The sequence below is a fragment of the Streptomyces sp. CB02261 genome (genome assembly GCF_001905665.1).
In the GTDB taxonomy this organism is placed as follows: Bacteria; Actinomycetota; Actinomycetes; order Streptomycetales; family Streptomycetaceae; genus Streptomyces.
This window is the reverse complement of the sequence record NZ_LIVX01000011.1, coordinates 255,025-266,770: the sequence shown is the minus strand read 5'-3', so window position 1 is coordinate 266,770 and position 11,746 is coordinate 255,025. Positions and strand designations below refer to the sequence as shown.

The following is an 11,746-nucleotide window of genomic DNA, read 5'->3' as shown; positions in this document are numbered from 1 at the left end:
CTTCCTCGATACGGCACGTATCGAGGTATTCCCGCAGCGGAGAACAGCGCGGGGAATCACAGGAACGAACCGAATGGAATGCGAAAAGAAACTCGCCGGCACAATTCTGTGCGAGGCGGGAAATACCTGCAGCTGGGGCCCGCACCCCGAGGGATGCGGGCCCCAGCTACGAAATGCGCGTCCGCGTCAGGCGGGGACGATGTTCTCGGCCGTCGGGCCCTTCTGGCCCTGCGCGATGTCGAAGACGACCTTCTGGCCCTCGACCAGCTCCACCACGTCCTGGGCGGCGATGTTCGAGAAGTGGGCGAACACGTCGGTGCCGCCGCCGTCCTCCTCGATGAAGCCGAATCCCCTGGCCGCGTTGAACCACTTCACAGTGCCGGATGCCATGTCATATCTCCTCGGGAGAACTGGATGATGGCCCGACCTGAAGAATCGCCGGAGATACGGGAACAGTTTGACAGTAGCACGCCGCTTCAGTCCCTGGACGGGAATTAACCCTGCCTTGCTCCTTTCGGTGACAATTCTCCGCGCGCCATGCGGCAAACTCTCACCTCGCGGTCCTAGATACCGTCGCGCCCGCTGTGCCTCAGCCGTAGATCTTGACCTGGTCGATCGTCCAGAAAGCGCTGTTCGTCCCCGTGTACCGGAACCCGAGCCGGAACGTCTCCGCTCTCGTCGGAGTCGGCGACGGCGAACACGTTCCGCGCCCGGACGTCGGTCTCCCGGCTCTGGCCCCGGTCGGCACCGGTCCAGAACTCGTCCGTCGCGAGCGACCAGCCCCGCCACTCGGTGACGCCTCCGCTGGGGACACCGTCACCCCTCGTGGTCCAGGACCGTCGGGGCGATGTCGGTGATCTTGATGTCGTGGCGCCCCGAGCCGGCCGCGTGATCGGAGCCCTCGGCGAGGACGAACGTCTCGCGCTCCGCCAGGCAGTTGCCGCCGTGCCCGCCGACGTCGGTGTGTCCGTGTGGTCGCCAAGCACAGCGGCCAGGCCCTCACCGCGTCCGGCTTCGGAGGTAACGCGACCTCACCCGGCAGCCCGTGAACGCGTCGATCGCGGCCAGGCAGACCTGGCACCTCACCCGCACCTCGTAGCCTCGACGCCAGGACGCCGTAGGTACCTGAGAGGCCCGGACGCGCTGGTCAGGGCCTACGACGTCAGCACTCGATGATGTTCACCGCGAGACCGCCGCGGGCGGTCTCCTTGTACTTGACGCTCATGTCCGCGCCGGTCTCCTTCATGGTCTTGATGACCTTGTCCAGGGAGACCAGGTGGCTGCCGTCGCCGCGCATCGACATCTTCGCCGCCGTGACGGCCTTGACCGCCGCCATGCCGTTCCGCTCGATGCACGGGATCTGGACCAGGCCGCCGACCGGGTCGCAGGTCAGGCCCAGGTTGTGCTCCATGCCGATCTCGGCCGCGTTCTCCACCTGCTCAGGGGTGCCGCCGAGGACCTCGGCGAGCGCGCCCGCCGCCATCGAGCAGGCCGAGCCGACCTCGCCCTGGCAGCCGACCTCGGCGCCGGAGATCGAGGCGTTCTCCTTGAAGAGCATGCCGATGGCGCCCGCCGCGAGGAGGAAGCGGACCACGCCGTCCTCCTTCTCCTCGGGGGAGGCGCTGCCGGCCGCGAAGTTCATGTAGTAGTGCAGGACCGCGGGGATGATGCCGGCCGCGCCGTTCGTCGGGGCGGTGACCACGCGGCCGCCCGCCGCGTTCTCCTCGTTCACGGCCATCGCGTAGAGGGTGATCCACTCCATGGAGTGCGCCATCGGATCGCCCTCGGAGCGGAGCTTGCGGGCGGAGTTCGCGGCGCGGCGGCGGACCTTGAGCCCGCCGGGCAGGATGCCCTCGCGGGACATGCCGCGCGAGACACAGGCCTGCATGACCCGCCAGATCTCCAGCAGGCCGGCCCGGATCTCGTCCTCGGTGCGCCAGGCCTTCTCGTTCTCCAGCATCATCGCGGAGATCGACAGACCGGTCTCCTTGGCGAGGCGGAGCAGCTCGTCGCCGGTCCGGAAGGGGTACTTCAGGACGGTGTCGTCGGGCACGATCGGGTTCTCGCCCGCGACGGCGTCCTCGTCGACGACGAAACCGCCGCCGACCGAGTAGTAGGTCTTCTCCAGGACGAGGCCGCCGTCCGCGTCGTACGCGAAGATCGTCATCCCGTTGGCGTGGTACGGGAGCGCCTTGCGCCGGTGCAGGATCAGGTCGGCGTCGAAGTCGAAGGGGATCTCGTGGGCGCCGAGGAGGTTGATCCGGCCGCTCGACCTGATGCGCTCGACCTCGTCGTCGGCGGTCTCGACGTCCACCGTGCGGGGCGAGCTGCCCTCCAGGCCGAGGAGGACCGCCTTCGGGGTGCCGTGGCCGTGGCCGGTGGCGCCGAGCGAGCCGTACAGCTCGGCCCGTATCGAGGCGGTGTGGGCCAGCAGGCCCTCGTTCTTCAGCCGGCGGGCGAACATCCGGGCCGCCCGCATCGGGCCCACCGTGTGGGAGCTGGACGGGCCGATGCCGATCGAGAACAGGTCGAAGACCGAGATGGCCACGGGAGAACTCCTTGTGGGGGGCTAGACGCCGTTGTCTGCCGGGGTGGTGCAGAGCCGAGCAGGAAAAAGGGGGTGGGGCACCGCGCTCACTGTCCAGTGTGCGCGGTGCCCCGGAGCTGTCGTACGAACGAAACCGGAACTAAAGCGTACGAAATTACTTCAGGCCGGGGTACAGCGGGTGCTTGTCGGCGAGGGCCGTCACGCGGGCCTTCAGCGACACGGCGTCGAAGCCGGGCTTCAGGGTCTCCGCGATGATGTCGGCGACCTCGGTGAAGTCCTCGGCCTGGAAGCCGCGGGTGGCGAGCGCCGGCGTGCCGATCCGCAGACCGGAGGTGACCATCGGCGGGCGGGGGTCGTTCGGAACGGCGTTCCGGTTGACCGTGATGCCGACCTCGTGGAGACGGTCCTCGGCCTGCTGGCCGTCCAGCTCGCTGTCGCGCAGGTCGACGAGGAGCAGGTGGACGTCCGTACCGCCGGACAGGACCGAGACGCCGTGGGCGGTGACGTCGTCCTGGACCAGGCGCTCGGCGATGATGCGGGCGCCGTCCAGGGTGCGCTGCTGGCGCTCCTTGAACTCCTCCGAGGCCGCGACCTTGAAGGAGACGGCCTTGGCCGCGATCACGTGCTCCAGCGGGCCGCCCTGGAAGCCGGGGAAGACCGAGGAGTTCAGCTTCTTCGCGAAGGCCTTCTTCGCCAGGATGATGCCGCCGCGGGGGCCGCCGAGCGTCTTGTGCGTGGTGGAGGTCACCACGTCCGCGTACTCGACCGGGTTCGGGTGCAGACCGGCGGCGACCAGGCCCGCGAAGTGGGCCATGTCGACCCACAGGTAGGCCTCGACCTCGTCGGCGATCCGGCGGAACTCGGCGAAGTCCAGCTGGCGCGGGTAGGCGGACCAGCCCGCGATGATCACCTTGGGGCGGTGCTCCTTGGCGAGGCGCTCGACCTCGGCCATGTCGACCAGACCGGCCTCGTCCACGTGATACGCGACCACGTTGAACTGCTTGCCCGAGAAGTTCAGGCGCATGCCGTGGGTGAGGTGGCCGCCGTGCGCCAGGTCCAGACCCAGGATCGTGTCGCCGGGCTGGGCGATCGCGAAGAGGGCGGCCTGGTTCGCGGAGGCGCCGGAGTGCGGCTGCACGTTGGCGTACTCGGCGCCGAACAGGTCCTTGATCCGGTCGATCGCGATCTGCTCGGCCACGTCGACGTGCTCGCAGCCGCCGTAGTACCGGCGGCCGGGGTAGCCCTCGGCGTACTTGTTGGTGAGGACGGAGCCCTGCGCCTCCATGACCGCGACCGGAGCGAAGTTCTCCGAGGCGATCATCTCGAGGGTGGACTGCTGACGGCGGAGCTCGGCGTCGACGGCGGCGGCGACGTCCGGGTCCAGCTCGTGGAGGGGAGTGTTCAGAAGCGACATGAATCGATCCCTAAGGGGTCTCGGGCCCGGTCTCAGTTCCCGGCGGAGAACTCGGCGTACGCGTCGGCGGAGAGCAGGTCGTCCGGCGTCTCCGTGACGCGCACCTTGAACAGCCAGCCACCCTCGAACGGAGCCGTGTTCACCAGGGACGGGTCGTCCACCACGTCCTGGTTGGCGGCGACGATCTCACCCGTCACGGGGGAGTACAGGTCGCTCACGGACTTCGTCGACTCCAGCTCACCGCAGGTCTCGCCCGCCGTGACGGTGGAGCCGACCTCGGGGAGCTGGGCGTAGACGACGTCACCGAGCGCGTTGGCCGCGAACTCCGTGATGCCGACGGTCGCGACGCCGTCCTCGGCGTCCGACAGCCACTCGTGCTCCTTGGTGTAACGCAGCTGCTGGGGGTTGCTCATGACCTGATTCTCCTGGATCGGGGGAGTACTGATGAACGTGGGTCTTGCGGGGTGAGACGCGAGGTGAGACGGATGCGTCACGTTCTGCTGCCGCGCAGCGTCACTTCCGGCGCTTGTAGAAGGGCAGCGCCACGACCTCGTACGGCTCGTGGGTGCCGCGGATGTCCACACCTACACCCTGAGTGCCGGGCTCGGCGTGCGCCGCGTCCACGTACGCCATCGCGATCGGCTTTCCGAGCGTCGGGGACGGGGCGCCGGAGGTGACCTCGCCGATCACCACGCCGTCCTTGACGACGGAGAAGCCCGCGCGGGGGACCCGGCGGCCCTCGGCGACGAGGCCCACGAGCCTGCGCGGCGGGGCGGTCTCGGCGCGCTCGGCGGCGGCCTCCAGCGCCTTCCGGCCGACGAAGTCGCCGCCGTTGGTCGTCTTCTCGAACTTCACGACGCGGCCGAGGCCCGCGTCGAAGGGGGTGAGGGCGGTGGTCAGCTCGTGGCCGTACAGCGGCATGCCCGCCTCCAGGCGGAGCGTGTCGCGGCAGGACAGACCGCAGGGGATCAGGCCGACGCCCTCGCCCGCCTCGGTCAGCGCCTTCCAGACGCCCTCGGCGTGCTCGGGCTTCAGGAAGAGCTCGAAGCCGTCCTCGCCGGTGTAGCCGGTACGGGCGATCAGCGCGGGCACGCCGGCGACGGTGCCGGGCAGACCGGCGTAGTACTTCAGGCCGTCCAGGTCGGCGTCGGTCAGCGACTTCAGGATGCCGGGCGACTCCGGGCCCTGGACGGCGAGCAGGGCGTACGCGTCACGGTCGTCGCGGACCTCGGCGTCGAAACCTTCGGAGCGGGCCACCAGGGCGTCCAGGACGATCTGGGCGTTGGAGGCGTTGGCGACGACCATGTACTCGGTCTCGCCGAGGCGGTACACGATCAGGTCGTCGAGGATGCCGCCGTCCTCCTGGCAGATCATCGTGTAGCGGGCGCGGCCGTTGCCCACCGTGGAGATGTTGCCGACCAGGGCGTGGTCGAGGAGCTCGACGGCCCCCGGGCCCGTGACGGTGATCTCGCCCATGTGGGAGAGGTCGAAGAGACCGGCCCGGGTGCGGACGGCGAGGTGCTCGTCCCGCTCGCTGCCGTACCGGAGCGGCATGTCCCAGCCGGCGAAGTCGGTCATGGTCGCGCCCAGCGAACGATGCAGGGCATCGAGGGCGGTCAGACGGGGGGCAGTGCTCATGGGGTGGCTCCCGGGTCCCAAGGGCGTGATCGGTGACGAAACACATGACGGGCGAGGACGTCCTCCCCATCTGTCATGGAACCTGAGAGGTTCACCGAGGGCATCTCGTCTCCGAGAGTTCGGCTTGCACCTTGGGTGGGGACACCCAAGGGTGTCCCGCTTTTCAGATCTGCCTCATCCACGCGGTACGGGGCCTGAGAGATTCAAGGGAGGGTCTTGCTCCTTCGGCGTCCGGACACGCTGGGCGGTCCGGAACTCTCCCGCGCGGATTCGAGCGGCCGGTATGCGATTGTGTGGCGACTGTGCGCGCCTGGCGGGCACATCATTGCACGCGAGCTTCGCGGGGCATATCGCTTGTGTCCCATTACCGTTTCTTTACACTTTGTGGGCAAGGGTCTCCCGTGGCCCGGCAGGGGGAGAAGCGATGAGGATCCAGCACAGCGGCGCGTGCGCGCCGAGTACGGGGATACCGTCCCAACGGGCCCGCGCCAGGACCCGCGGCCGCGGTCGGCTGCTGCGGGACCTCCGCGAGCGCGGCGGCCGGGGCCCGCGCGCCCTCACCTTCGCGGCCGGCGACCTCGTCGTCGTCTCCGGACTGCCCGGCAGCGGCAAGTCGACCCTCATGAAGCGCGCCGCCGCAGGCACCGGCATCGACTCCCAGGACGTCCGCGAGCACTGGCAGGCCCGCATGCCGCGCTTCCTGCCGTACGCCGTCTACCGCCCCCTGGTCCGGCTCGCGCACTACGCGGCGCTGCACCGCGCCCTGCGCTCGGGCGCCGGGGTGGTCGTGCACGACTGCGGCACCCAGTCCTGGGTGCGCGGCTGGCTCGCCCGCGAGGCCCGCCGACGCGGCCGGGCCCTGCACCTGCTCCTCCTCGACGTCCCCCCGGACACCGCCCGCGAGGGCCAGCGCGCCCGCGGCAGGGGCGTCTCCGCCTACGCCTTCGCACGGCACCGCAGAGCCGTCGGCCGGCTCGTCCGGGCCGCCGAGTCCGGGCGCCTCCCGCACGGCTGCGCCTCCGCCACCCTGCTCGACCGGGACGCCGCGGACACCCTGCGGACGATCGGCTTCCGGGAGGCCGCCTGACGGACACGCCCGACCCGCGGCCTCCCGTTTCCGTACCCTTTTCGCCACGACGGCGCCGAGGCGGCGTTAGGGTGCTGCCGGGCGGCCGGTGCGGCAGGCCGTGCGAGAAGGGGATCGGGACCGTGGACGTGACGTGGCCGGGCAACGAGCTCGAAGAGGTCCTTGCCGCCTCACTCGGCAACCCGGCGGCCGGCGGCCGCCTGGTCGAGGTGCTGGGGCGCAGCCCGATCTGGGTCCCCCTGCCCAACGGCGGCGGACCCGACAGCACCGACCTCGACCTCGCCACCATGGAGATCGACGGCGCGGCCTTCGTGCCCGTCTTCAGCTCCGAGCAGCAGTTCCTCGCCTGCGTCGGCACCCACATGTCCTACACCGTCGCACCCGCCCGCGACTTCGCCCGCGGCCTGCCCCCGCAGCTCGGCATCGCCGTGAACCCCGGCGGCACCGTCGGCGTCCCGCTGCCCCCGCCCGCCGTCGCCGAGCTCTGCCGCGTCGGCCGCACCCCGCTCGACGGCCCCGCCACCGGCGGCCGCGTCCGGCTCTTCGAGCCCGACTGGCAGGACGACCCGGTCGACTTCCTCGCCGCCGCCACCGCCGAGTTCGAGGCCACCGGCGTCGTGACCAGCGCCCGCCGCGCCCTCGCCAGCGTCGAGGGCACCGAACCCGCCCTCTTCATCGGCGTCCAGCTCGCCGCCTGGGACGGCGTCGACCGCAACGCGCCCCTGGACGCCCTCGGCCGCGCCCTGGGCCGGGTCGAGGTCGCCTGGCCGGTCAACCTCATCCTGCTCGACATGGCGCAGGACCCGGTCGGCGACTGGATGCTGGAGCGGGTGCGCCCCTTCTACCAGCGCGCCGCCGGCTGACCGGCTCCCTGTCTAAGCTGGACCGAATCGTGGCTGGAAGAACGTGGTGAACGGAAGAGGGGCGGAACCCAGGGTGAGCGCGTCAGGCACCGCTGCGGCCGGAGAGGTCGAGCACATGCTGCGCCAAGTGGCGCCCGGACGCTACGACGCGTACGAGCAGCTCCTGCACGCCCTCGCCGACGGCGAGCTCTGGATGCTGCTCTGGCACGGCACCCCCGGAGCGTCCGACGCGCAGTACGGGAACATGGAGGTCGACGGGCTCGGGTACGCGCCCTGCGTCACCTCCGCGCAGGAACTCTCCGCCTCCGGCTGGACCCGCGCCCACGAACTCGTCACCGGCCGCGAGATCGCCCGCGCCCTCTACCCCGACCGCTGGGGCGTCTGGCTCAATCCGCACGCCCCCGGCGGCGGCGTCGGCATCCCCTGGGCCGACCTGCGCCGGATCGCCACCGGCCTCGACCGGATGCCCGCCGGGCCGCTGCGGGTCACCGAGCCCGCCCTGGAGATCCCGCAGTTCTACGCCCTGCTCACGCAGAACGCGCACCGCACCCCGGCCGTCCGGGCGCTGCGCCGCGGCTGGGTGCAGCCCGCGCTCGGCTCCCCGTACCTCGCCATCGGCCTCGACCTGTACGACACGTCCCCCGCGGCCGTCGACACGGTCCGCGCGATGATGCGCCAGTCGATCGGTGCCGTGCCCGACGGGCTGCCCGTCTCGACGGTCGCCCTGTCCGACGCGTACGACCCGGTGGCCCTGTGGCTGTGCGCGAACGGGCGTCCCTTCTACGACCGCGAGGCGCACGCGGGACGCGGTTCGGCGCCCGTCCCGGGGTACGGCTACCCGCCGCCCGCGCCGTCCGGATACTGAGACGCCTCCCTTGTGCCGTTCCGTCCCACCGGCCTCCGGAGCTCGCTCCGGAGGCCTTCGTTCGCCCTGATACCGCCCTTGGAACGCCCAGTTGAGGGACATGTCCGTTAAAGGGGAAGAGGCCCCGAGTTGGTCCGCTCAGGTGATCGTGGCGTCCGGATAACGGAAGTCGCAGCACCGCATCACGTTTGAGCAAACATTCCCCGTCAGGGCTGGCGGGTGATCGCGAACGCATTGAAGACTCCCCGGAACACCGGGCGTTCGGCTCCTTTCGAGCAGATGCCCAGCAGGTTGTTCCACCGAGCCGCTACCCGCGGCGGGCAAGGGCCGGCTACCGGCGGCCGAGAGGGGTCCTCACCACGATGACGGCACCACTGCACAAGGCGAGTGCGGTCGAGTCGACCGCCACCGCCGACGCCGCGCCCGACGCACCCGGCACTCCGGACACCTCCGGTGCCCCCGGCAAGGCGATCGAGGGCCGCTCGCCCTGGAAGATCGCCTGGACCCGCCTCAAGCGCGACAAGCTGGCCCTCGCGGGCGCCTTCGTCGTCCTCTTCCTCGTCCTGGTGGCGATCTTCGCGCCGGTCATCGTCGGACTCCTCGGCCACCCGCCGGACGAGTTCCACGAGGACCAGATCGACCCGCTCTTCGGTACCCCCATCGGCTCCTGGGGCGGTGTCAGCTCCGAGTTCCTCTTCGGCGTCGAGCCCGTCAACGGCCGCGACGTTTTCAGCCGGATCGTCTACGGCGCCCGGATCTCGCTGCTCGTCGCCTTCCTCGCGGCGGTCTTCGCCGTCGTCCTCGGCACGGTCCTCGGCATCATCGCCGGCTACTTCGGCGGCTGGATCGACGCGCTCCTCAGCCGGGTCATGGACGTGATGCTGGCCTTCCCGCAGCTGCTCTTCACGATCGCCCTCGTCTCCGTCCTGCCGAACGAACTCCTCGGCCTCGACGGCTCGGGCGTCCGCATCGCCGCCCTGGTCCTCGTCATCGGCTTCTTCGGCTGGCCGTACGTGGGCCGCATCGTCCGCGGCCAGACCCTCTCGCTGCGCAACCGCGAGTACGTCGAGGCCGCCCAGAGCCTGGGCGCCGGCCGGCTCTACATCCTGCGCCGCGAGCTGCTGCCCAACCTGATCGCCCCGATCACGGTCTACGCGACCCTCATGATCCCCACCAACATCCTCACCGAAGCGGCGCTCAGCTTCCTCGGCGCGGGTGTGAAGCCCCCCACCGCTTCCTGGGGCCAGATGCTGTCGACGGCCATCACCACCTACGAGGCGGACCCGCTCTTCATGGTGATCCCCGGCCTCGCGATCTTCATCACCGTTCTGGCGTTCAACCTCTTCGGCGACGGCGTGCGTGACGCGCTGGACCCGAAGGGCTCCCGCTGACCGTTCGCCGACGACACGCAAGACCCGCCCCTGCCGCTGTCGACAGGAGGCCCATCCCAATCGGCGGACCGCCGTATCGGCCGCCACTACCCGGAGGTTGCGAGACCCATGACTCTGATGAGCTCTCAGAGGCGCAGGATCGCCGCAGGCGCGCTGCTCGCGGCGGCCACGATGGTCGTCACCACCGCTTGCGGCGGCGACAACGGCGGCAGCGGCGACAAGGGCAAGGGCGGCGCGCCCGGCTTCAACGCCGCGGTGAACCAGATCGCCAACCCCTCCGACAAGAAGGGCGGCGAGCTGAAGTTCATCGGCTCGCAGGAGGCCGACTCGTGGGACCCGCAGCGCGGCTACTACGGCTTCGTGTGGGACTTCGCCCGCTACTACACCCGCCAGCTCGTCACCTTCAAGGCCGAGCCGGGCGCCGCCTCCACCGAGCTCGTCCCGGACCTCGCCACCGACGCCGGCAAGGTCTCGGCCGACGGCCTCACCTACACCTTCACGCTGAAGGACGGGGTCACCTGGGAGGACGGCAAGCCGATCACCTCCAAGGACATCAAGTACGGCATCGAGCGCATCTGGGCCCAGGACGTCATCTCCGGCGGCCCGATCTACCTCCAGCAGGTCCTCGACCCCAAGGGCGAGTACAAGGGCCCGTACAAGGACACCACCCCGGACAAGCTCGGCCTGAAGGCGATCGAGACCCCGGACGACAAGACCATCATCTTCAAGCTGCCGGTCGCCAACGGTGACTTCCTGCAGATGCTGGCCATGCCCGCCGCCTCCCCGGTCCGCCAGGACAAGGACACCAAGGCCAAGTACGGCCTGAAGCCCTTCTCCTCCGGCCCGTACAAGTGGCAGTCGTACACCCCGAACAAGTCCATCAAGCTCGTCCGCAACGACAAGTGGGACGCGAAGACGGACACGATCCGCAAGGCGCTCCCGGACAGCATCAGCGTCACGTTCACCACGAACGCCGACGACATGGACAACCGTCTGGTCGAGGGTGAGTACGACCTCGACATCAACGCCACCGGCATCGGCTCCGCCGCCCGCCAGAAGGTGCTCCAGAAGCACAAGGGCAACGTCGACAACCCGCAGACGGGCTTCATCCGCTACGCGGTCTTCCCGCAGACGGTCATCCCCAACGTCGAGTGCCGCAAGGCCATCATCTACGCGGCCGACTCCAAGTCCCTCCAGACCGCCCGTGGCGGCCCGCAGGCCGGTGGCGACATCGCCACCAACATGCTGCCGCCGGCGATCAAGGGCGCCGACCCGAAGGCCGACCCGTACGGCAAGCTCGCCGGCAAGCCGGACCTCGCCAAGGCGAAGGAGGCCCTGAAGAAGTGCGGTAAGCCGAACGGCTTCAAGACCACCATCGCGGTCCGCAACAACAAGAAGATCGAGATCGCGACCGCCGAGTCCCTCCAGCAGTCGCTGAAGGCCGTCGGCATCGACGCCCAGATCGACCAGTTCGACGGCGCCCAGACCTCCGGCATCATCGGTTCGCCGAAGGTGGTCAAGGACAAGGGCTACGGCATCATCATCATGGGCTGGGGCGCCGACTTCCCGTCGGGCCAGGGCTTCCTGCAGCCGCTGGTCGACGGCCGCTTCATCCTGCAGAGCGGCAACAACAACTTCTCCGAGCTGAACGACAAGGCCGTCAACGGCCTGTTCGACCAGGCGCTGAAGGAGACCGACCCGGCCAAGGCCGGCGAGCTCTACAAGCAGATCAACACGAAGGTCTCGGAGGCCGCGGTCTACCTGCCCTTCACCCACGAGAAGAACATCATCTGGCGCAGCTCCCGGCTGACCAACGTCTACACGGCCGACGCCTACAACGGCCGCTACGACTACGCGTCGCTCGGCGTCGTCAAGTAATCCGACCCGCTCCACCGGCGCACCACCCGCCGCCAGGTCCGAAGGGCAGGTGATGGCCGAGG

Annotated in this window: 10 protein-coding genes and 2 riboswitches; of the genes, 5 read left to right on the top strand and 5 right to left on the bottom strand. The window is 69.9% G+C overall.

What is annotated here, in order from left to right; all coding sequences use genetic code 11:
• Positions 1-186: 186 nt before the first annotated feature.
• The 5 genes from AMK29_RS30885 to gcvT all read right to left on the bottom strand — a co-directional run bounded on the left by AMK29_RS30885 (position 187) and on the right by gcvT (position 5,600).
• Entirely contained in the window at positions 187-390 is a 204-nt protein-coding gene (locus AMK29_RS30885) for a cold-shock protein (protein ID WP_073819227.1), read from the bottom strand.
• 772 nt (positions 391-1,162) lie between these two features.
• Positions 1,163-2,548 carry an L-serine ammonia-lyase gene (locus AMK29_RS30875; RefSeq protein ID WP_073819223.1) on the bottom strand — a complete coding sequence of 462 codons (1,386 nt, stop codon included), beginning with the start codon at positions 2,546-2,548 and terminating at the stop codon, positions 1,163-1,165.
• Positions 2,549-2,702: 154 nt separating this feature from the next.
• Positions 2,703-3,962: a serine hydroxymethyltransferase gene (gene glyA / locus AMK29_RS30870; protein ID WP_073819221.1), complete on the bottom strand. Its 1,260-nt coding sequence runs from the start codon at positions 3,960-3,962 to the stop codon at positions 2,703-2,705.
• A 32-nt stretch (positions 3,963-3,994) separates the two neighbouring features.
• Positions 3,995-4,375 carry a glycine cleavage system protein GcvH gene (gcvH, locus tag AMK29_RS30865; protein ID WP_073819219.1) on the bottom strand — a complete coding sequence of 127 codons (381 nt, stop codon included), beginning with the start codon at positions 4,373-4,375 and terminating at the stop codon, positions 3,995-3,997.
• Positions 4,376-4,475: 100 nt separating this feature from the next.
• Complete coding sequence (gene gcvT / locus AMK29_RS30860) at positions 4,476-5,600, bottom strand: glycine cleavage system aminomethyltransferase GcvT (protein WP_073819217.1); 1,125 nt, start codon at positions 5,598-5,600, stop codon at positions 4,476-4,478.
• A gap of 60 nt (positions 5,601-5,660) precedes the next feature.
• Positions 5,661-5,772: riboswitch (glycine riboswitch) on the bottom strand.
• A 1-nt stretch (position 5,773) separates the two neighbouring features.
• Positions 5,774-5,873, bottom strand: a riboswitch (glycine riboswitch).
• Positions 5,874-6,024: 151 nt separating this feature from the next.
• Here gcvT and AMK29_RS30855 point away from each other — a divergent pair.
• The 5 genes from AMK29_RS30855 to AMK29_RS30835 all read left to right on the top strand — a co-directional run bounded on the left by AMK29_RS30855 (position 6,025) and on the right by AMK29_RS30835 (position 11,684).
• A complete protein-coding gene (locus AMK29_RS30855; protein ID WP_073819215.1) occupies positions 6,025-6,687 on the top strand; it encodes an AAA family ATPase in 663 nt (220 codons plus the stop codon).
• A gap of 122 nt (positions 6,688-6,809) precedes the next feature.
• Positions 6,810-7,550, top strand: a complete 741-nt coding sequence (locus tag AMK29_RS30850; RefSeq protein WP_073819213.1) for an enhanced serine sensitivity protein SseB — start codon at positions 6,810-6,812, stop codon at positions 7,548-7,550.
• 73 nt (positions 7,551-7,623) lie between these two features.
• Entirely contained in the window at positions 7,624-8,415 is a 792-nt protein-coding gene (locus tag AMK29_RS30845) for an enhanced serine sensitivity protein SseB C-terminal domain-containing protein (protein WP_073819211.1), read from the top strand.
• Positions 8,416-8,777: 362 nt separating this feature from the next.
• Positions 8,778-9,806, top strand: a complete 1,029-nt coding sequence (locus AMK29_RS30840; protein WP_073819209.1) for an ABC transporter permease — start codon at positions 8,778-8,780, stop codon at positions 9,804-9,806.
• A 108-nt stretch (positions 9,807-9,914) separates the two neighbouring features.
• Positions 9,915-11,684: an ABC transporter substrate-binding protein gene (locus AMK29_RS30835; protein WP_073819205.1), complete on the top strand. Its 1,770-nt coding sequence runs from the start codon at positions 9,915-9,917 to the stop codon at positions 11,682-11,684.
• Positions 11,685-11,746 lie beyond the last annotated feature (62 nt).